Raw genomic sequence first — 19621 nt, forward strand, 5'->3', positions numbered from 1 at the left:
ACGTCCCGTCGCCCCACCGGCAGGTGGGATGGCTCGTCATGCCGAATACGGCGTTTCTCGCGCCGTCCCGGACCCTCGGATCGGCAGCGCTGTAGCCGAGCACGAGCGGCGCACTGCAGTCACAGGTCTCCAAACTGTGGTTGACGTCCTGCATCGTGCCACTGCCGCTTGAGACACCCGTCGTGCCCACGCGCGCGCGACGACGACGACCGTCTCGTTCGCCCCCGATCACCGGTCCCACAGCGCCTTCGCGATCGCGACCGCCATCGCTACCACCATCGCGAACCCCGCCGAGCCAAGCTGCGCGGCAATGCTTTGCCGACGAACCCGTCCGAGGAAAGCGCAAAAAAAACTCTCCCCCGCCTGGGCCGCGGGAGAGAGTCGGGTGTCGCGATAACCGGGGTCTGTTTCTTCTTAGATCATCGGCGCCGGGGTGGCCGGCATCGTCATCGGGCTGGCGTCAGCCGAGTTGCGGGTGCGACGCGAGGACGACTTCCGCGCGCCGCCGGCCTTCTTCGCCGTCGACTTGCGAGCGCCGCCGGCCTTCTTGGCGGCCGACTTGCGGGCGGTCGACTTGCGCGCGCCGCCGGCCTTCTTGGCGGTCGACTTGCGCGCGCCGGCCTTCTTCGCGGTCGACTTGCGTGCGCCGCCGGCCTTCTTGGCAGCCGACTTGCGGGCGCCGCCGGTCTTCTTGGCAGCCGACTTGCGGGCGCCGCCGGTCTTCTTGGCGGTCGCCTTCTTCGCGGTGGACTTGCGCGCGCCGGCCTTCTTGGCCGTCGACTTGCGGGCGCCGGTCGCCTTCTTGGCAGCCGACTTGCGGGCGCCGCCGGTCTTCTTGGCGGTGGCCTTCTTGGCGGTCGACTTACGCGCGCCGGTCGCCTTCTTGGCGGTCGACTTGCGGGCGCCGGTCGCCTTCTTGGCGGCGGTCGACTTGCGCGCGCCCGCCTTCTTCGTGGCGGACTTCTTCGACGCGGACTTCTTCGTTGCCTTCTTCGTGGCCATGGGGTGGCTCCTCGTTAGTGGTCTATCGGGGTATTGCCCAGTTCAAGACGACGTCGCGGGAACAGCCCGGCGACTGACCGCCCTTCCGATGGAGGGAAGGACGGAAGCGACGGCGGGACATCGGAACGCCCGCCGAAATCGACAGCACCTGTCTGGTCTGCAGCACGCATGCGCTTACGAAAAAGCCCGCCTCGCCAAGGGCGAGCCGGGCTGTCGGAAGTGCGTGGTGCGTTTTCGCGAGGGAAACGGATCCTGCGTCCACCGTCATCTGTCGCCGGGCGGAGGTCCGTTTTGTGGTGCGCGTTGTCGCGTCTGATTTGATCACTCGCTTTCGCAGGTTTCGCTGCTGGGGCGAAACCTAATCACGGTTTTTTGGTGTGTCAACAACTTGGAACATTTTTTTTCGCACCGCGTGCTCGCACCCGGCGTCCGATCACCCGCTCGGCCCGACGACGATGTCGCCGATGCCGCGCGTCGTCGATTCGCCGCGATGGACGACGCAGAAAAGAAACCACTTTTTTTCAGCGGTTTTTTTCATGCACCGCTCCGTGCACGCCGTCGCACACGCTCGCGACGCGCGCTCGCGGCGAACCCCAACGGCAGCCCAACGGAGCACTGCGGCGACGTGTGCGTCATGCGAAGAAAACCGACCTGCTTGCGCGTCGCACAAGCCCGAATGCGCAAAATTGCGCGAACTCCGCGCGGGCGCGGAACCGGTGGTGTGCCGCATTCGCGAGCGCCGAGCGGCTGCATCGCGACGCGTCGGGCGTGCGGTGCATCACCGGCGCGCGCCATCGGATCGCGCTGCCGAGCACCACATCGAACGTCTGTTCCGAGAGCGACCCCGCGCATGCCGGCTGCGTCCTCGGCGATGGCGATGGCCGGCCGGACGATGCCCGGGTGCCGACATCGACGGCGCTCGCGATCGCTCGCGAGCGCGACCACGTCATGTCGGGTGCGTGCCGCTCACGGCCGGGCTGGCGTCCATCGCGCCACGCACGCCGTTCGCAAAGGGAAAAACGAAGAAGGCCGCGGAGTTCCGCGGCCTTCCGAAGGTGACGCCTGAGCTCTCGACTCAGTGGTCGTCGTCGAGCTGCTCGGCGTAGTCGTCGGGCTCGAGCAGCTCGTTGAGCTGCTCGGCGTCCTCGATCTCCAGGGTAAACAGCCAGCCCTCACCGTAGGCGTCCTCGTTGATCGTCTCCGGCTTGTCGGCGAGCGCGGTGTTGACCGCGAGCACCTTGCCGCTCACCGGTGCGTAGACGTCGGAAGCGGCCTTGACCGACTCGACGACGGCGCAGGCATTGCCCGCCTCGACCCGATCGCCGACGCCCGGCAGTTCGACATAGACGAGGTCGCCGAGCAGACCCTGCGCATGGTCGGAGATGCCGACGGTCACCTTGCCGTCGCCCTCGACGCGGGCCCATTCGTGGGTCTTGAGGAACTTCAGGTCGCCAGGGATCTCGCTCATGGGGGCTCCGGGTGCGCGGCAGGTGTGCGTGGGCAGGTGGGGGTACGACGCGGCGCTAGTGTAGCGGCGCGATGCCGGCGCGGCAGCCGCCGGTCGGCATCGATGACGCATCAGGCATCGGGGACGAGGCAGGCGCCCTCGCGCACGAAGGGATACTTCACCACGCGCACCGGCACCTCGCGGCCGCGGATGTCCACGCGCACGTCGCCGAGCTCGCCCGCCGGCACGCGCGCGAGCGCGATCGCCTTGCCGATCGTCGGCGAGAACGTGCCGGAGAGGATCTCGCCTTCGCCCGCCGCCGTGAGCACGCGCTGCCCATGGCGGAGCACACCCTTCTCGTCCATCACGAGGCCCACCATCTGCCGCGCGGTGCCTTCGGCGAGCTGCCGCTCGAGCGCGGCGCGGCCGATGAAATCGCGGCCCTCGTCCATCGACACCGTCCACGCCAGACCCGCCTCGTACGGCGTGATCTGCTCGTCCATGTCCTGGCCGTAGAGGCACATGCCCGCCTCGAGGCGGAGGGTGTCGCGCGCGCCGAGGCCCGCGGGTTTGACGCCGGCGTCGAGCAGCCGATCCCAGAAGTCGCTGGTGCGGTCTTCGGGCACGAGCACCTCGAAGCCGTCCTCGCCGGTGTAGCCGGTGCGCGCAACGAAGACCTCGAGGCCGTCGTCGGTCGACGCGCTGCCCGCGGAGAAGCGCGCGAGCCTGTCGATCGAGGCGCGGTCGGACTCGCGCAGCAGGCCGATGACCTTCGCGCGCGCCGTCGGGCCCTGGACCGCGATCATCCCGTAGTCGGCGCGCTCGGTGACCTCGACGCCGAAGTCGAGCGCCCGCTCGCGGATCCAGGCGAGGTCCTTCTCGCGGGTGGCGGCATTGACCACCAGCCGGAAGAAGGTCGCGTCCATGTAATAGACGATGAGGTCGTCGATCACGCCGCCCTGCTCGTTGAGCATGCAGGTGTAGAGCGCCTTGCCCGGCTTCTTGAGCTTGTCGACCGAGTTGGCCACCAGCCGGCGCAGGAAGTCGCGCACGCGCTCGCCGCGCAGGTCGACCACGGTCATGTGGGAGACATCGAACATGCCGGCGTCGCGGCGCACCTGGTGGTGCTCCTCGATCTGCGAGCCGTAGCTGATCGGCATGTCCCAGCCGCCGAAGTCGACCATCTTGGCGCCGAGGGCGCGGTGGGCGTCGTTGAGGACGGTCTTGCTGGGCATGGCGGACGGATCGCGGCGTGAGGGAACGCGATTATCGCCGAGCCGCGCCGCGGTGCGGGGCGGCGCCGTATGGCCGGGTTCGCGAGCGGCGATCGCCGTCAGGCCACCGGCCGCGACGACGCGCGGCGGCGCGGGCGATCAGCCCTGTGCGCGCACCAGCAGCGTCATGCCGCGCGCGCCCACGATGCGCACGCGGCTGCCGGCCGGAAGGTCGGGCCCTTCGACATCCCAGAACGCATCGGCGATCTGCACGCGGCCGCGGCCATGCTCGATCGCCTCGAGCAGCGGCACGACGCGTCCCACCAGTTGCTCGGCGCGGCGATTCAGGGCCGGCTGGTCGGTCTCGCGCTGCTGGCCGGCCCAGCGCAGGCGCAGGAAGCGGATGGCGAGGAAGCTCAGCACCGCGAAGGCGATGCCCTGCACGACGAACGGGGTCTCCGGCAGCACGATGACGATGACGCAGACCGCCGCCGCCGCGACGCCGAGCCACAGCAGGAAGGCACCGGGCGCGATCGCTTCGGCGGCGATCAGCACCACCGCGATCACCGCCCAGACCGTGGCCTCGAAACCCCAGCGCACGTCAGCCCCGCTCGCGCGGCAATGCGGGCGGCGTCGCCTTCGCCGGTGCGTTCGCGAAGGCTTCCTTCGCGAGCTCCGCGATGCCGCCGAGCGAGCCGACGATCGCCGACGACTCCATCGGCATCATCACGAACTTCTGGTTGGGGGCCTCGGCGAGTGCCTTGAAGGCCTCGATGTACTTCTGCGCGACGAAGTAGTTGATCGCCTGCACGTCGCCCTGCGCAATCGCGGTGGACACAAGCTGCGTGGCCTTCGCCTCGGCCTCGGCGAGGCGCTCGCGGGCCTCGGCTTCGCGGAAGGCGGCCTCGCGCTTGCCCTCGGCCGCGAGGATCGCGCCCTGCTTCTCGCCCTCGGCGCGCAGGATCTCCGACTGGCGATGGCCCTCGGCCTCGAGGATGTTCGCGCGCTTCTCGCGCTCGGCCTTCATCTGCCGCGCCATCGAGTCGACGAGGTCGCGCGGGGGCTGGATGTCCTTGAGTTCGATGCGGTTGACCTTGATGCCCCACGGATGCGTGGCCTGGTCGACCGACAGCAGCACCTTGGCATTGATCTCGTCGCGTTTGGAAAGCGACTCGTCGAGGTCCATCGAGCCGATCGAGGTGCGGATGTTGGTCATGACCAGGTTGAGGATGGCGATCTCCAGCGTCGCGACCTCGTAGGCCGCCTTCGCCGCATCGAGCACCTGGAAGTAGACGACGCCGTCCACCTTCACCACGGCGTTGTCCTTGGTGATCACGTCCTGGCTGGGGACGTCCATCACCTGCTCCATCATGTTGATCTTGCGGCCGACGCCGTACATGACCGGGATCAGGAAGTGCAGGCCCGGGTCCAACGTGTGCGTGTACTTGCCGAACCGCTCGACGGTCCACTCATAGCCTTGCGGCACCATCCGCACGGCCTTGAAGACCATGATGACGGCCGCGAAAACGAGCACGGCGCCCAGGATCGTTCCGAACATGACACCCCTCCCCAGGTGGATGCGACGAGTATAGGCATCGTCGCGGGGCTGCGACGCTTTTACACCCCCGTGCATCCATGAGCCCGATGCCGCCCGAAACCGCCCTCGCCGCGCCGCCTGCCCGCCCCGCCCCCGCGGTGCGCAGCAGCTTCGCGCTCGACGTGCCCGATGCCGTCCTGGCGCGCGCGCGCGCCGGCGAGCACGCCGCCTTCGAGCAGATCTACCGCTGGTTCGAGCGGCCCGTGTACACGCTCGCGCTGCGTCTCTGCGGTGGGCCCGACGATGCCGCGGACGTGCTGCAGGAGACCATGCTCAAGGTCTTCAGCGGGCTGCACGGCTTCCGCGGTGGCAGCCCGTTCTGGGGCTGGCTGCGCCAGGTCGCGGTCAACGAGGCACTGATGCGTCTGCGCAGGCGCCGCCAGCTCGATGACGAGCTGCCGATCGGCGGTGCGTTCGGCGAGCGCGAGTTCGAGGACACCGCGCCGCCGCCGGCCGCGGCCGCCGACGCCGCGCAACTCGCCCGTGCACTGCTGAAGCTCCCGCCCGCGACGCGCACCGTGCTCTGGCTCTACCACGCCGAGGGCTACACCCACGAGGAGATCGCGGACCTGATGCAGCGCACCGCGAGCTTTTCGAAATCCCAACTCGCGCGCGGCGGCCGTCGCCTGCGCGCGCTGCTCGAAACCCCCACGGAGACCGCCCATGGCTGACGCCGGCATCGCCCCGCGCCCTGCGCCGTCGAGCTGGAGCGAGGCCTTCGCCTCGTTGCCCCTCGAGCATGCGCCGCACGGCGGCTGGTCGCGGATCGCGACGCGCCTGCCGGTCGCGGCATCGGTGCCGCGACGCGCGCGGCGTCGACCGTGGACCATCGCCGCACTCGCAGCGACGCTCGCCATCGCATTGCCCGTCGCATGGCAACTGATGCGAGAGCCGTCGATGCCCATGCCGCGGACGACGACGGTGCGCAGCGCCGCCGACACCCCACGCGCCGCGCAGCGCTCCGATGCAGCGCCGCGCGCCGCGGCCGTGGCGGAGGGACCGCGCATGGCCGCCGCCGTTCCCGTAGACCAGACCACCACGGCGCGCCCCGCACCGCGCAGCGCCCGTTCCGACCTGCCACGTCGCGCCGCGACGACGCGACGCACGGTTACCGCCCGCCCCACACTCGCGGCGGACGTCGCGAGCATCACCGACCGCTCCAACGACGCGTCACCCACCACCACGCCGGCGGCCGACCTCGCCGCGCTGCGCGACGAGTCCGCGCGACTCGAGGCGCTGGTCGCCTATGCACGCGACGAGACGATGGCGAGCGGACCGGCGGCGGTGATGAGCGCCGCCGTCGACGACCGGCTGCGGCTGATCGATGCAGCGCTCTCCCAGCCCGGCACGGACGACCGCGCGCTCGCCGCGCTCTGGCGCGGACGCGTCGACGCGCTGCAGGAGCTCGCCGCGCTCGAAGGCACGCAGCGCTGGATGGCGGTCCACGGCGCCTCCATGGACACCGTCGCCCGCGTCGACTGACTCCCTCCGACACCCGATTCCGACACCGAGGTCACCATGCGAGACACGCCCATCTACCGCTCCCTGCTCGCCACCGCCGTGGGCAGCCTGGTCGCCTTCGCGGCGGTCGCCCAATCCGGCGACCGCGCCGCCAAGGAGAAGGAGCTCGAAGCCGCGCGTGCGCAGCTCGAGCAGTCCGCGCGCCGCGTCGCCGAACTGTCCCGCGAGCTCGGGCATCCGGGCGACGGGCCCTTCATGTTCGAGCGACGCCTGCTCGCCAAGCCCCGGCTCGGCGTGCTGCTGGACGCCGATGATGCGAAGGGCGTGCGCATCACCGGCGTCACCCCCGACAGCGGCGCGGCGAAGGCCGGGCTGCGCACCGGCGACCGCATCCTCAGCATCGATGGCGCCACGCTCGCCGGTGCGAACGGCGCCGAGCGCCTGGAACGCCTGCGCGTGCGTCTCGACGGGCTGAAGGAAGGCACACCGGTCCGGATCGGCTATGAGCGCGACGGTCGCGCGGCGACCGCGTCCGTGACGCCGTCGAAAGGCGCATCGGTCGCGATGCTCGACGTCGACGGCGCGCCCGGCATGCGCCGCCTGATGACGGGCCCCGGTTCGCTCGAGCACGACGGCCACCGCATCGAGATCCACCGCGCGCCCGGCGCGCCCGGCGGCGCCACCGTCACCGAGCACGAGGTCGACGGCAAGAAGATCCGCCGCGTGATCCGCCACGACCTCGCGGGCGCGGAGGGCATGCCCCACCCCATCGAGATGGGGCCGCCCGGCGTGGCGCCGGAGGTGCATCGCGAGATCATCCGCCTCGCGCGCGATCCGATGTGCAAGGACGGCAAGGACTGCCGCACGCTGGCGCTCGCCGAGGCCTTCCGCTGGAACGGGCTGAACCTCGCCTCGGTCGACGCACAGCTCGGCCGCTATTTCGGCGCCACCGACGGCGTGCTCGTCGTGCGCGCGGGTCCGCAGATGGAGGGCCTGCAGTCGGGCGACGTGATCCGCTCCGTCGCGGGGACGCGCGTCACCACGCCGCGGGAGGTGATGGACCTGCTGCGCGACCGCCCCGAAGGCGCGACGGTCGCCGTGGAGTACCTGCGCGACCGCAAGCCGGGCACCACGCAGATCCGGGCGCCGAAGGCGATGCGGATCCCACTCGCCCCGCCTGCGCCCCCGGCGCCGCCCGCACCGCCGCGTCAGGTGCCGCCGCCTGCCCCACCCGCGCCGCCGGCACCGCCCGCCGCCGCGCGACTCCCGGCCCCGCCGGCCTTCGCGAGTGCGCCGCCTGCGCCGCCCGCACCCGTTTCACGCGTCGACTGATCGCGACGCGGGTCCCGACGCGCCGGTCCTGCCGGCGCGTTTTTTATGCGGCCGCGGCCTCGACCTGCTGCCACTGCGCCGGGTCGAGCGCATCGACCAGCGCGAGCGCCTCCAGGTTCTGCAGCAGCTGCTCGACGCGGCTCGCGCCGAGGATCACCGTCGACACGTGCGGATTGCGCAGGCACCAAGCGATCGCGAGTGTCGCCGGCGGATGGCCGAGCGCACGCGCGGTCTCCGCGAAGCGCTGCGCACGCGGCAGCCGTCGCTGGCTGGCATCGCCGACCACGATCCGCTTGAGCCAGCCCATGCCCTCGCGCTCCAGGCGCGCGGGCTCGTCGGCTGCGGACTCGGCGTACTTGCCGGTCAGCAGGCCCGAGGCGAGCGGCGAGAACGTGGTCGTGCCGAGTCCGAGCTCGGCATACAGCGGCGCGTACTCGAGCTCGACCCGCTCGCGATGCAGCAGGTTGTACTGCGGCTGCTCCATGGTCGGCGCATGCAGGTGGTGCGCGCGCGCCACGCGGTGGGCCTCGCGGATGAGCGCAGCGGGCCATTCCGACGTGCCCCAGTAGAGCACCTTGCCCTGGCGCACCAGCGTGTCCATCGCCCAGACCGTCTCCTCGATCGGCGTGTCCGGATCGGGGCGATGGCAGAAGTAGAGGTCGAGCGCGTCGACGCGCAACCGCCTGAGCGCCGCGTTGCAGGCATCGTGCACGTGCTTGCGCGAGAGGCCGCGCTGCGTCGGGCGCGGCTCGTCGGCCGCGCCGAAGAAGACCTTGCTCGAGACGCAGTAGCCGTCGCGCGGCAGGCGCAGGTCGGCGATGACGTCGCCCATCACGCGCTCGGCGTCGCCGTTGGCATAGCCCTCGGCATTGTCGAAGAAGTTGATGCCGTGGTCCCAGGCAGCGGCGACCAGGTTGCGGCATTCGCTGCGCGGCACCTGGTTGCCGAACGTGAGCCACGCGCCGAACGACAGCGCGGAGAGCTGGAGGCCGGAGGCCCCGAGGCGGCGGTACTGCATGGACGGCTCCTGCGCGATGGGCGAGGCATCCTAAACCGCAGGCATCGGCGCCGCCGCTGCATACGGTTGCAGGCGCGGGGTGTGGTCCGCGTCGCGTCGCGCAGGGCGCGGCGCCGTATAATGCGCGCTCCTCTCGGGGAGTAGTCCGCCGTCGCAACGACGGCCCGCGCGTCAACACACTCGGCCGGCCGGCCGTGGTGCGCGGAGGATCCATCGGATCTGGGGCAAGACCGAAGGCGGACGCGACCGACCGGGCGCGACCGCCTTCGCGTCCGCCGCCCGGTCCGGAGTCCCCGATTTGAGCGCCCTGCTCGTCTCTACCGCCACCGTCGCGCTCGCCGAGATCGGCGACAAGACGCAGCTGCTCGCGCTCCTCCTCGCCGCGCGCTACCGCCGGCCGTGGCCGATCGTGGCCGGGATCACCGTCGCCACGCTGCTCAACCACGCGCTCGCCGCCTGGCTGGGGCATTGGGTCGCCGGTGCGATCTCGCCGTCGGCGCTTCGCTGGCTCGTCGCGGGGAGCTTCCTCGCCGTCGCGCTGTGGACGCTGAAACCCGATCGCCTGGACCACGCCGGGCCGTCCACGCTGCGCGGGGCGTTCATCGCGACGACCATCGCGTTTTTCCTGGCCGAGATCGGCGACAAGACGCAGGTCGCCACCGTGCTGCTCGCGACCCGCTTCGACGCGCTCGCGCAGGTGATCCTCGGCACGACCCTCGGCATGTTGCTGGCGAACGTGCCCGTCGTCGCGCTGGGGAGCCGCTTCGCCGACCGGCTGCCGTTGCGCGCCGCGCGGCTGGCGGCCGCCGCGGTGTTCGCGGCGCTGGCGGCGTGGGTGGCCGTCCGCGGCCTCGGCTGAGGCGATCCGGAATGCGTTAAGCGACCGGCGCTTGCCGCCCGCGCGGCGCCTCGTCTAGGCTGCCCGGTCGCCGTCACGTCGGCATAACGATTTTCTCGGGGGTTCCGTGGACGCATTGGCCCGCATCGGATTCGGCCTGTTCGGGCTGGCCGTGCTTCTCGGCATCGCCTGGTTGTTCTCCAACAACAAGCGCGCGGTCGACTGGAAGCTCGTCGCCACCGGCGTGGCGCTGCAGATCGGCTTCGCCGCGCTCGTGCTGCTGGTGCCGGGCGGCAAGGACGTCTTCGACGCGATCGGCCAGGGCTTCGTGCGCATCCTCTCGTTCGTCGGCGAAGGCTCGAAGTTCATCTTCGGCGACCTGATGGACACGACGAAGTTCGGCTTCATCTTCGCGTTCCAGGTGCTGCCCACCATCATCTTCTTCGCCGCCTTCATGGGCGTGCTCTACCACCTCGGCGTGATGCAGTGGATCGTGCGCGGCATGGCCTGGGCGATCACGCGAGTGATGCGCGTATCCGGCGCGGAAACCACCTCGGTCTGCGCGAGCGTCTTCATCGGCCAGACCGAGGCGCCGCTCACCGTGCGCCCGTACATCCCTCGCATGACCGAGTCCGAGCTCATCACGATGATGATCGGTGGCATGGCCCACATCGCCGGCGGCGTGCTCGCGGCCTACGTCGGCATGCTCGGCGGCGGCGATCCGGTCGCGCAGGCCTTCTACGCCAAGCACCTGCTCGCGGCCTCGATCATGGCCGCGCCGGCCACGCTGGTCATCGCCAAGATCCTCGTCCCCGAGACACAGGAGCCGCTCACGCGCGGCACCGTGAAGATGGAAGTGGAGAAGTCCACCGCGAACGTCATCGACGCCGCGGCCGCGGGCGCGGGCGACGGCCTCAAGCTCGCGCTCAACATCGCCGCGATGCTGCTGGCCTTCATCGCGCTGATCGCGATGGTCAACGCGCCGCTCACCTGGCTCGGCGAAGTGACGGGCCTCTCGGCCGCGATCGGCAAGCCGACGGACCTCGCCACGATCTTCGGCTTCGTGCTTGCGCCGATCGCCTGGGTGATCGGCACGCCGTGGCAGGACGCGCAGGTGGTCGGCTCGCTGATCGGCCAGAAGATCGTGATCAACGAGTTCGTGGCCTACCTGCAGCTCGCCGACATCATCAATGGCAAGACGCCCGGCGTCGTGCTGACCGAGCAGGGCCGCCTGATCGCGACCTACGCGCTCTGCGGCTTCGCCAACTTCAGCTCGATCGCGATCCAGATCGGCGGCATCGGCGGCCTCGCGCCCGAGCGCCGTGGCGATCTCGCGCGGTTCGGCCTGCGCGCGGTGCTCGGCGGCTCCATCGCCACCTTCATGACCGCGACCATCGCGGGCGTGCTGACCTACTTCGGCTGAGCCATGGGCGCGGGTGTGCTGGTGGTCGGCAGCTTCAACGTCGACCACGCCTGGACGCTCGACGCACTGCCCGTGCCGGGCGAGACGCGCTCGGCGCGGTATGCGAGCGGGCCCGGCGGCAAGGGCTTCAACCAGGCCGTGGCGGCGGCGCGCTCGGGTGCCGCCACGCGGTTCGTCTGCGCGCTGGGCGACGACGCCGGCGGCCAGCTCGCGCGCGCGCTCGCGGTCGCCGACGGCATCGACCTGCGCGATGCTATCGCCGCGGCGCCCACCGGCAGCGCCGGCATCTTCGTCGATGCGGCGGGCCGCAATTCGATCGCGGTGGCGGCGGGCGCCAATGCCCTGCTGGGTGCGGCGCACGTCGAGCACGAATTCGGCGGCGATGCCGGCGTCGTGCTCGTGCAGCTCGAGACGCCATCCGCCGCCGCATCGCGTGCGCTCGAGCTCGGCCGTGCGGCGGGCGCGACAACCGTCCTCAACCCCGCGCCCGCCGATGCACCCACCACCCCCTCGCTGATCGCCCTCGCCGACGTGCTGACGCCCAACGAGACCGAGTTCGCCGCGCTCCTCGCGCGGCACGGCGGCGGGGCGCTCGACCCGAACGCCGTCGCCGGCTCACCGGACGAGGTCCTGCACGCGCGATGTCGTGCGCTCGCGCCGGAGGCTAGCGTCGTGGTGACGCTCGGCGCGGCCGGCTGCTTCGTCTCCCACCCTCCGGACCGGCTCCGCGGCGATGCGGCCGACCGCTACCGCATGCCCGCGCTCGCGGTAAAGGCGATCGACACCACCGGCGCGGGCGACGCCTTCAATGGCGCGCTCTGTGCCTCGCTCGCGAATGCGCCCGGGCGGCCCTTCGCCGAGCACGTGCGGCGCGCCGGGGCGTATGCCTCCGTCTCCACCGAGCGCACCGGCGCTGCCCTGGCCATGCCGCTGGCGGCCGAGGTGGAGCAGCGCCTCGCGGCCGGCTGATCGCCGGCCCGCGCCGGGCCTGGCCGCGACCCGCTTTACAATGGCGGCATGCGCATCGGAGCCCATGAGATCACCCCGCGGGTGATCCTCGCCCCCATGGCGGGCGTCACCGACAAGCCGTTCCGCCTGCTCTGCAAGCGGCTCGGCGCGGGACTCTGCGTGTCCGAGATGACGACGTCCGATCCGCGCTTCTGGAACACCGCGAAATCGCGCCATCGCATGGACCACGTCGACGAGCCCGCGCCGATCAGCGTGCAGATCGCCGGCACGGTCCCCGAGGTGATGGCCGAGGCCGCGCGATACAACGTCGACCACGGCGCGCAGATTATCGACATCAACATGGGCTGCCCGGCCAAGAAGGTCTGCAATGCCTGGGCGGGTTCGGCGCTGATGCGCGACGAGGCACTCGTGGGGCGCATCCTCGACGCGATGGTCGCGGCGGTCGACGTGCCGGTGACGCTCAAGATCCGCACCGGCTGGGCGGCCGACGCGAAGAACGCGCTGCGCATCGCGCGCATCGCCGAGAGCGCCGGCATCGCCTCGCTCGCGATCCACGGCCGCACGCGGGACCAGCAGTACACCGGCGTCGCCGAGTACGACACGATCGCCGAGGTGAAGGCCGCGCTGTCGATCCCGGTGGTGGCCAACGGCGACATCGACTCCCCGCGCAAGGCCGCCGAGGTGCTCGCGCGCACCGGCTGCGATGCGGTGATGATCGGCCGCGCCGCGCAGGGGCGGCCGTGGATCTTCCGCGAGGTCGCGCACTACCTCGCCACGGGTGAGGAACTGCCGCCGCCCTCGCTCGAGGAGGTGCGCGACGTGCTGCTCGGCCATCTCGAGGCGCTGCACGGGTTCTACGGGGAGGTTTCCGGCGTGCGCATCGCGCGCAAGCACCTGGGCTGGTATGCGAAGGACCGCCCCGAGAACGCGGCCTTCCGCGCCGTCGTCAACCGCGCGGAGACGGCCGATGCGCAGCTGCGGCTGACGCGCGAGTACTTCGACGCGCTCCTCGCGGGCGGCACGCCCGTACCGCAGGCCGCCTGAGCGACATCCCGCGACCGGCGGGCCGCCGGCGCTGCGCAGCGCGTTGCAGCGGCAAGCCGGATGCAAGCGAGTGGCATGCTGAATCGCCTGCATGTTGACGACGCACACCGCCCCGAAGGGCTAGCCTGCGCGTCACCGCCGGAGCCGCGACGATGACCGAACGACCGCACGACACCCGCTACCTCCACGGCTTCTCGAAGACCGAGCAGGCCCGCCTGCTGCGCCAGGCACGCATCGCCGAGCCGCTGGTCTTCCGCGACATCGACTACACGGGCGCGCGGCGCCTGCTGGAGGTCGGCAGCGGCGTCGGCGCGCAGACCGAGATCCTCATGCGCCGATTCCCGGAACTCCACGTCACCTGCGTGGACCTCAGCGAGGCGCAGCTCGCCACCGCACGCGAGCAGCTCGCCGCGAAGCCGTGGCTCGAGGGCCGCTACGAACTCCACCAGGCCGACGCGGGCGACCTGCCCTTCGAGCCGCGCAGCTTCGACGGCGCGTTCCTGTGCTGGGTGCTCGAGCACGTGCCGTCCCCGGCGCGCGTCCTGAGCGAGGTCCGGCGCGTGCTGATCCCCGGCTCGCCGGTCTACGTCACCGAGGTGATGAACTCCGCGCTGCTGCTCGATCCGTATTCGCCGAACGTCTGGCGCTACTGGATGGCCTTCAACGACTACCAGTTCAATCAGGGTGGCGACCCGTTCATCGGCGGCAAGCTCGGCAACCTGCTGCTGGCGGCCGGGTACCGCGACGTCGAGACCGCGATCAAGACGTTCCACCTCGACAACCGCGAGCCCGCGCGGCGGAAGGAGCTGATCGCGTTCTGGGGCGAACTGCTGCTCTCGGCGGCCGACAAGCTCATCGAGGCCGGCGCCGTCACCTGCGAAGTGGTCGACGCGATGAAGCGCGAGCTCGAGCTCGTGCAGAACGATCCGAACGCGGCGCTCTTCGACGCCTTCGTGCAGGCGCGCGCCGTCGTCTACTGAGCCGGGGATGCCCGCCGCGGCGGGAGCCGTCAGAATGCGCGCACCGGGGACACGATCGCGCGCATGCCCACCTATTTCGAACGCACCTGGGTGACGGCCACGGGCCGCCACCTGCCGGGCCCGCCTGTCGACAACGAGGGCATGGACGCCTACGTGGCGCCGCTGGACCGGCTCTCGCCGCGCATCAAGCGGCGCATCCTGGGCGAGAACGGCATCCGCACGCGCCACTACGCGCTCGATGCCGAGGGCCGCACGGCGATCAGCTGCGCTGGGATGGCCGCCGCGGCCGTCGGCGACTGCCTCGCCCAGACCGGCCTGCCCCTCGACCGTATCGGCCTGCTCGCCTGCGCCACCTCCGGCGGCGACACGCTCATGCCGGGCTTCGCGAGCATGGTGCAGGGCGAGCTCGCCGCGCCGCCGATGCAGACGCTCTCGGCGCACGGCATCTGCGCCTCCGGAATGGGTGCACTCGAAGCGGCCGCGTCGGCGATCGAGCTCGGCGGGCATGCGCATGCGCTGGTCGCCGCGGCCGAGATGCCCTCGCGCCTGTTCAAGCGCTCGCGGTACGCCGCCTGCGGCTACAGCACGGATTTCGACGCGCACTTCCTGCGCTGGATGCTCTCCGACGGCGCCGGCGCGCTGCTGCTCACCTCGGCGCCCCAGCAGGGGCTTCGACTGCGGCTGCGCTTCATCCACCAGCGCTCGTTCGCCGGCGACTACCCGGTGTGCATGCAGGTCGGCCTGACGCCGGATCGCATGCGCTCCCACCTCGACTTCGACGCGTGGAGCGATGCCGAGGCCGCCGGCGCGCTGCAGCTTCGGCAGGACATCCGCTTGCTGCCTCACCTGTTCGACGTCGGCGTGCACGAGTACGCGCGGCTCGCGCACGAGGGGCACATCGACCCGTCGCGAATCGACCACTTCCTCTGCCACTACTCGTCGGAGCGCTTCGCGCCGGTGGTCGACGAGCTCATGCAGAAGGCGGGCCTCGCGATCCCGCGCGAGCGCTGGTACAGCAACCTCGTCACACGCGGCAACACGGGCGCGGCGTCGATCTTCATCATGCTCGACGAGTTCGTGCGCAGCCGTGAGCTCAAGGCCGGCGAGCGGATCCTGTGCTTCGTGCCCGAATCCGGCCGGTTCACCGTGGCCTTTGCATTGCTGGACGTGGAAGCCGCCGACGGCCCAGCGCCGGCATCAACGTCGCGGCCCGCGCACGCCCCGGTCTCGACCGATACCGCTGCCGTCCCGCCCCCGCACGATCCCGACGCCGCCCCGCCCGCCCTGCGCCACGTGCTCGGCGAGCTGGCGACGATCTGGCACGACTACCGATCGCGCGTCTGGCGCACACCGATGATCCGCGCACTGCGCGAGGGCCGCTTCACGGCATCCGACTACCGTGCCTGGATGCGCGACTGGATCCCGCAGGTGCGCGAGGGCAGCAAGTGGATGCGCGAGGGCGCCGCGTCCGTGAGCGCGCCCTACGAGGCACTCGCAGCACTGATCGAGACCCATGCAGGCGACGAGCAGGACGACTTCAGGATCCTCTTCGACGACTACCGCCGCGCCGGCGGCGAAGTCGACGACATCGACCTGCTGCGCCGCAACCCCGGCGGCGAGGCGCTCAACAGCTACCTGCACGCGATGGCCGCGCGCCCGAACCCGGTCGGGCTGCTGGGCGCGATCTACGTCATCGAGGGCACCGGCCAGCGCATCATTCCGGCACTGCTGCCGCTGATGAAGGCCGCGCTCGACCTGCCCCCCGATGCCTACCGCTTCCTCGACTACCACGGCGCGAACGATGAGCACCACCTCCTGCGCTGGCTGCGCGGCGTGGAGATCGTGCTCGAGCACGATGGCGAGGCCGTGCCGGGGCCCGGCGCGCGTGCAATCGTCGAGACCGCGCGACGCACGGCCGAGCTCTATCTGATGCAGTTCGAGCACCTCGAAGTGGGAGGCGCGACCCCGTGAAGCGCGCCGACTTCCTCGATCGCCCCTACGACCCCCGCGACCCCGACCCGTGGCTCGCGCTCTACCTCGACCGCAGCACCCCGATCGACGACGAGGTCAAGCGCGCCTGGCTCGCGGATTCGAGCTCGTGGTCGCGGCAGTTCGTGCTGCCCTTCGTGCGGCCGTTCGCGCGGCTCGCGATCATCCTGATCCAGGTCATCAAGCTGTTCATGCCGCGCACCGCCTACTCGCGCACGCTGCACCGGCTGCTCGCCTGGGGCATGGAGAACTTCATCCGGCCGGAGGCCAACTGGCTGATCCTGCGCCACTTCCACCTGGGCTCGCAGGTGCTCGAGTTCATCGGACGTAATGCGCCCGTGGAAGTACCCGTGAACCCGCTGCGCCCGATGGCGCCGTGCGACGTGCGCGAGGACATGTTCCTCGTGCACGACCTCAACCTCTACAACTTCGTGATCCGGCTCAACCTCGCGCTGCGGGAGAAGGGCCTGCAGCTCGAGCACGTGCGCGAGCCCGACCTCTCGATGATCGTGGACCCGCCCGTGCGGCTCGAGGACATGCCCGCGCGCGGCCGCAATTTCCTCGACCTGCAGAGCTCGATCGAGCTGTTCACGCCGATCTACCAGCTGCTGCTCACCGACAGCGACTTCTGGCGCGCGACCAACTCGCTGCAGCTCGACGAGACGATCGGCATGTACGCCGCGACGTTGCTGGACGCGCGCAACCATCTGGTGCTTGTGAACAACCGGCATCCGCTGGTGCCGATGTCGACGCTCCGCGCCGGCTTCCGGCTGAGCCTCCATGGCCTGTCGACCGAGATGCTGCACGGGCTGCTCCGCCAGCTGCGTGTCTCGCGGGAGGCGCGCGCTGTAGTCATCTGATCGCGGCAGCGGCCGCGCTCAGGGTGTCCGACCGCCCGCGGCTGCCGGTTCGCCCGGCGCCGGGTTCCAGATCCGCGTCCACATCTGCGAGAGCCGCTTTCGCGCCTCCCACGGCCATTCGGGCTGCTCGACCGGGACGGGCACCCAGCGGTCACCGTCGCGGCGTGCCACGACGAAGCGGAAGGTGTAGTCCGGCTCGCTGCCCATGCGCAGGTCGCTGAGCACGAGGCGCCCCTCGCGCACTTCGGCCTTCATGAAGCCATGGTTGAACCAGGCGAGCTCGCGCACGATCGGCCAGCCGCGCACCGCCGCGAGCGCGGCGACGTCGGAGCGATAACGCCGGAACCGCATCGGGCCGTCATCGGCGACGATCGAGCGTTCGCCCTCCACGAAGCCATCGGGCGTCATCGCGACGACGCGCCAAAGCAGCGTGTTGAACGGCATCGGCACCGAGAAGCGTGGCGCATCGGCCAGGCCCATCGTCGCGAGGCTGCGCTCGGCCGCGCGCTCCACCATCGACTTCGCCAGCAGCGACCAGCCCAGGTAGGCGCTGCTGATCGCGAGCGCGGCCACCAGCGCCCGCTGCGCGCCGCGGCGCTCGCCGAGCCACGCGGCGATCGTACAGGCAGCGAGCAGCCAGACCGTATAGAGCGGATCGATGATGAAGACGCTCGCGCCCATCGTCGGCGGCCGGCGCAGCGGCCAGAGCAGTTGCGTGCCGTAGACGGTGAAGGCATCGAGCAGCGGATGCGTGACGAGCGCCAGCTGGATCGCCCAGAACCAGCGCGTCGGCGCTTCGCGCACGCGCCATCCCCAGCGCCGGAACGCTGCCCACAGCAGCAGCCCGATCACCGGCAGCACCAGCAGCGAATGGCTGAAGCCGCGATGCCAGGTCATGCGGTGCACCGGGTGCTCGGTCAACGCATTGATGACGAGGACGTCGAGGTCGGGAAGCGTGCCGAGCGCGGCACCTGCGAGCAGCGCGGCACGCCGATGACGGGGCGGCGCGATGGCGGCGGCGACGGCCGCGCCGAGGACGAACTGGGTGACGGAATCCATCCGCCGATGCTACCGGCCGTGGGCGCGGCACGTGGCTTAACCGTTGGACGACCCGGCTGGGTGCAGAATGCGCGGCCGGTCGCGAATCTGTATGATGCGCGCCCATCCTTCTATCCGGATACGAGGATATATCCCGATGTCCAGCTACCTCTTCACCTCCGAATCGGTCTCCGAAGGCCATCCGGACAAGATCGCCGACCAGATCTCCGACGCCGTCCTGGACGCGATCCTGGCGCAGGACAAGCGCGCGCGCGTGGCCTGCGAGACGCTGGTGAAGACGGGCGCGGCCATCGTCGCGGGCGAAGTCACCACGAGCGCGTGGGTCGACATCGAGCAGCTCGCGCGCAACGTCATCAACCAGATCGGCTACGACAATTCGAACGTCGGCTTCGACGGCCACACCTGCGCCATCATCAACATGCTCGGCAAGCAGTCGCCGGACATCGCCGCGGGCGTGGATCGCACCTCCCCCGAGGAGCAGGGCGCGGGCGACCAGGGCCTGATGTTCGGCTTCGCCTGCGACGAGGCCCCCGAGTTCATGCCGGCGCCGCTGTACTACAGCCATCGCCTCGTCGAGCAGCAGGCGCGCGTCCGCAAGGACGGCACGCTGAAGTGGCTGCGCCCGGACGCCAAGAGCCAGGTCACGCTGCGCTACGACGCGAACCACAAGGTGATCGGCCTCGACGCCGTGGTGCTCTCCACGCAGCACGATCCGGAGATCTCGCAGAACGACCTCGTCGAGGCCGTCTACGAGACGATCCTCAAGCCGGTGCTGCCGGCCGAGTGGCTCGCGAACCTGCCGAAGAACAAGGTGCACATCAACCCGACCGGCATCTTCGTGATCGGCGGCCCGGTCGGCGACTGCGGCCTGACCGGTCGCAAGATCATCGTCGACAGCTACGGCGGCATGGCCCGCCACGGCGGCGGCGCGTTCTCGGGCAAGGATCCGTCGAAGGTCGACCGCTCGGCCGCCTACGCCGCGCGCTACGTCGCCAAGAACATCGTCGCGGCCGGCCTCGCCGAGCGCTGCGAGGTGCAGGTGTCCTACGCGATCGGCGTCGCCGAGCCGACCTCGATCTCGGTCACCACGTTCGGCACCGGCAAGATCAGCGACGACAAGATCGAGCAGCTGATCCGCGCGCACTTCGACCTGCGCCCGTACGGCATCGTCAAGATGCTCGACCTGATCCACCCGGTCTACCAGCCGACCGCCGCCTACGGCCACTTCGGCCGCGCGCCGTACGAGCTGACCTACACCGGCCAGGACGGCAAGTCGGAGACCGCCACGGCCTTCTCGTGGGAAAAGACCGATCGCGCCGAGGCGCTGCGCAAGGAAGCGGGGCTGTAATCGGCTTCGCGATGCGACGACAGAACGGGCCGCGAAAGCG

Annotated in this window: 18 protein-coding genes; 11 read left to right on the forward strand and 7 right to left on the reverse strand. The window is 70.7% G+C overall.

The genetic code is table 11. From position 1 onward, the window contains the following. Window positions 1-414: 414 nt before the first annotated feature. The 5 genes from ACYVJJ_RS14220 to ACYVJJ_RS14240 all read right to left on the reverse strand — a co-directional run bounded on the left by ACYVJJ_RS14220 (window position 415) and on the right by ACYVJJ_RS14240 (window position 5221). The gene (locus tag ACYVJJ_RS14220; RefSeq protein WP_460834533.1) at window positions 415-1002 is read right to left on the reverse strand and encodes a histone H1-like repetitive region-containing protein; all 588 of its coding nucleotides are present in this window, start codon (window positions 1000-1002) and stop codon (window positions 415-417) included. 1075 nt (window positions 1003-2077) lie between these two features. Further along, a complete protein-coding gene (gene gcvH / locus ACYVJJ_RS14225) occupies window positions 2078-2470 on the reverse strand; it encodes a glycine cleavage system protein GcvH (protein ID WP_460834535.1) in 393 nt (130 codons plus the stop codon). Window positions 2471-2580: 110 nt separating this feature from the next. Beyond that, complete coding sequence (gene gcvT, locus ACYVJJ_RS14230; protein WP_460834536.1) at window positions 2581-3684, reverse strand: glycine cleavage system aminomethyltransferase GcvT; 1104 nt, start codon at window positions 3682-3684, stop codon at window positions 2581-2583. Between the two features lie 138 nt (window positions 3685-3822). Next, the gene (locus tag ACYVJJ_RS14235) at window positions 3823-4263 is read right to left on the reverse strand and encodes an NfeD family protein (RefSeq protein WP_460834538.1); all 441 of its coding nucleotides are present in this window, start codon (window positions 4261-4263) and stop codon (window positions 3823-3825) included. Between the two features lies 1 nt (window position 4264). Next, window positions 4265-5221, reverse strand: coding sequence for an SPFH domain-containing protein (locus ACYVJJ_RS14240; protein ID WP_460834539.1), 957 nt, complete (start codon window positions 5219-5221; stop codon window positions 4265-4267). A gap of 86 nt (window positions 5222-5307) precedes the next feature. Here ACYVJJ_RS14240 and ACYVJJ_RS14245 point away from each other — a divergent pair, with 86 nt between their 5' ends. The 3 genes from ACYVJJ_RS14245 to ACYVJJ_RS14255 are packed head-to-tail and all read left to right on the forward strand — an operon-like array spanning window position 5308 to window position 8053. Next, window positions 5308-5931 carry an RNA polymerase sigma factor gene (locus tag ACYVJJ_RS14245; protein WP_460834541.1) on the forward strand — a complete coding sequence of 208 codons (624 nt, stop codon included), beginning with the start codon at window positions 5308-5310 and terminating at the stop codon, window positions 5929-5931. Continuing rightward, window positions 5924-6742 carry a hypothetical protein gene (locus ACYVJJ_RS14250; RefSeq protein WP_460834542.1) on the forward strand — a complete coding sequence of 273 codons (819 nt, stop codon included), beginning with the start codon at window positions 5924-5926 and terminating at the stop codon, window positions 6740-6742. The genes ACYVJJ_RS14245 and ACYVJJ_RS14250 overlap by 8 nt, the downstream gene beginning before the upstream one ends. Before the next feature lie 36 nt (window positions 6743-6778). After that, on the forward strand, window positions 6779-8053 hold the full coding sequence (locus tag ACYVJJ_RS14255) for a PDZ domain-containing protein (RefSeq protein WP_460834544.1): 1275 nt from the start codon (window positions 6779-6781) through the stop codon (window positions 8051-8053). A gap of 43 nt (window positions 8054-8096) precedes the next feature. Here ACYVJJ_RS14255 and ACYVJJ_RS14260 read toward each other — a convergent pair whose 3' ends face one another. After that, the gene (locus tag ACYVJJ_RS14260; RefSeq protein ID WP_460834545.1) at window positions 8097-9071 is read right to left on the reverse strand and encodes an aldo/keto reductase; all 975 of its coding nucleotides are present in this window, start codon (window positions 9069-9071) and stop codon (window positions 8097-8099) included. 298 nt (window positions 9072-9369) lie between these two features. On the opposite strand from ACYVJJ_RS14260, the gene ACYVJJ_RS14265 reads away from it, so the two are divergent. From ACYVJJ_RS14265 to ACYVJJ_RS14295, 7 genes are all read left to right on the forward strand, one after another. Next, window positions 9370-9930 carry a TMEM165/GDT1 family protein gene (locus ACYVJJ_RS14265; RefSeq protein ID WP_460834546.1) on the forward strand — a complete coding sequence of 187 codons (561 nt, stop codon included), beginning with the start codon at window positions 9370-9372 and terminating at the stop codon, window positions 9928-9930. 106 nt (window positions 9931-10036) lie between these two features. Next, window positions 10037-11332, forward strand: a complete 1296-nt coding sequence (locus tag ACYVJJ_RS14270) for a NupC/NupG family nucleoside CNT transporter (RefSeq protein ID WP_460834548.1) — start codon at window positions 10037-10039, stop codon at window positions 11330-11332. A 3-nt stretch (window positions 11333-11335) separates the two neighbouring features. Beyond that, a complete protein-coding gene (locus tag ACYVJJ_RS14275) occupies window positions 11336-12301 on the forward strand; it encodes a ribokinase (RefSeq protein ID WP_460834549.1) in 966 nt (321 codons plus the stop codon). Between the two features lie 48 nt (window positions 12302-12349). Next, window positions 12350-13345, forward strand: a complete 996-nt coding sequence (dusB, locus tag ACYVJJ_RS14280) for a tRNA dihydrouridine synthase DusB (RefSeq protein WP_460834551.1) — start codon at window positions 12350-12352, stop codon at window positions 13343-13345. Between the two features lie 152 nt (window positions 13346-13497). Continuing rightward, the gene (locus ACYVJJ_RS14285; RefSeq protein ID WP_460834553.1) at window positions 13498-14325 is read left to right on the forward strand and encodes a methyltransferase domain-containing protein; all 828 of its coding nucleotides are present in this window, start codon (window positions 13498-13500) and stop codon (window positions 14323-14325) included. 63 nt (window positions 14326-14388) lie between these two features. Continuing rightward, window positions 14389-16296 (forward strand): 3-oxoacyl-[acyl-carrier-protein] synthase III C-terminal domain-containing protein, encoded by a 1908-nt coding sequence (locus tag ACYVJJ_RS14290; protein WP_460834554.1) that lies wholly within the window; start codon window positions 14389-14391, stop codon window positions 16294-16296. After that, window positions 16293-17174, forward strand: a complete 882-nt coding sequence (locus ACYVJJ_RS14295; protein ID WP_460834556.1) for a DUF6999 family protein — start codon at window positions 16293-16295, stop codon at window positions 17172-17174. Before ACYVJJ_RS14290 ends, ACYVJJ_RS14295 begins: the two co-directional genes overlap by 4 nt. An 18-nt stretch (window positions 17175-17192) precedes the next feature. Here the strand turns inward: ACYVJJ_RS14295 and ACYVJJ_RS14300 are convergent, their stop codons facing one another. After that, window positions 17193-18233, reverse strand: a complete 1041-nt coding sequence (locus ACYVJJ_RS14300) for a metal-dependent hydrolase (protein WP_460834558.1) — start codon at window positions 18231-18233, stop codon at window positions 17193-17195. A 136-nt stretch (window positions 18234-18369) separates the two neighbouring features. Here ACYVJJ_RS14300 and metK point away from each other — a divergent pair, with 136 nt between their 5' ends. Beyond that, the gene (gene metK, locus ACYVJJ_RS14305) at window positions 18370-19581 is read left to right on the forward strand and encodes a methionine adenosyltransferase (RefSeq protein WP_460834559.1); all 1212 of its coding nucleotides are present in this window, start codon (window positions 18370-18372) and stop codon (window positions 19579-19581) included. Window positions 19582-19621: the final 40 nt, after the last annotated feature.

The sequence above is a fragment of the Lysobacter humi (ex Lee et al. 2017) genome, from assembly GCF_054781815.1.

Excerpts from the sequence above, each read along its gene's own strand:
- ACYVJJ_RS14285 (WP_460834553.1), top strand. The coding sequence starts at position 13,498 with ATGACCGAACGACCGCACGACACCCGCTACCTCCACGGCTTCTCGAAG.
- gcvH (WP_460834535.1), bottom strand. The coding sequence starts at position 2,470 with ATGAGCGAGATCCCTGGCGACCTGAAGTTCCTCAAGACCCACGAATGG.
- ACYVJJ_RS14220 (WP_460834533.1), bottom strand. The coding sequence starts at position 1,002 with ATGGCCACGAAGAAGGCAACGAAGAAGTCCGCGTCGAAGAAGTCCGCC.
- ACYVJJ_RS14260 (WP_460834545.1), bottom strand. The coding sequence starts at position 9,071 with ATGCAGTACCGCCGCCTCGGGGCCTCCGGCCTCCAGCTCTCCGCGCTG.
- gcvT (WP_460834536.1), bottom strand. The coding sequence starts at position 3,684 with ATGCCCAGCAAGACCGTCCTCAACGACGCCCACCGCGCCCTCGGCGCC.
- ACYVJJ_RS14245 (WP_460834541.1), top strand. The coding sequence starts at position 5,308 with ATGCCGCCCGAAACCGCCCTCGCCGCGCCGCCTGCCCGCCCCGCCCCC.
- ACYVJJ_RS14240 (WP_460834539.1), bottom strand. The coding sequence starts at position 5,221 with ATGTTCGGAACGATCCTGGGCGCCGTGCTCGTTTTCGCGGCCGTCATC.
- dusB (WP_460834551.1), top strand. The coding sequence starts at position 12,350 with ATGCGCATCGGAGCCCATGAGATCACCCCGCGGGTGATCCTCGCCCCC.
- ACYVJJ_RS14255 (WP_460834544.1), top strand. The coding sequence starts at position 6,779 with ATGCGAGACACGCCCATCTACCGCTCCCTGCTCGCCACCGCCGTGGGC.
- ACYVJJ_RS14300 (WP_460834558.1), bottom strand. The coding sequence starts at position 18,233 with ATGGATTCCGTCACCCAGTTCGTCCTCGGCGCGGCCGTCGCCGCCGCC.
- ACYVJJ_RS14290 (WP_460834554.1), top strand. The coding sequence starts at position 14,389 with ATGCCCACCTATTTCGAACGCACCTGGGTGACGGCCACGGGCCGCCAC.
- metK (WP_460834559.1), top strand. The coding sequence starts at position 18,370 with ATGTCCAGCTACCTCTTCACCTCCGAATCGGTCTCCGAAGGCCATCCG.
- ACYVJJ_RS14250 (WP_460834542.1), top strand. The coding sequence starts at position 5,924 with ATGGCTGACGCCGGCATCGCCCCGCGCCCTGCGCCGTCGAGCTGGAGC.
- ACYVJJ_RS14275 (WP_460834549.1), top strand. The coding sequence starts at position 11,336 with ATGGGCGCGGGTGTGCTGGTGGTCGGCAGCTTCAACGTCGACCACGCC.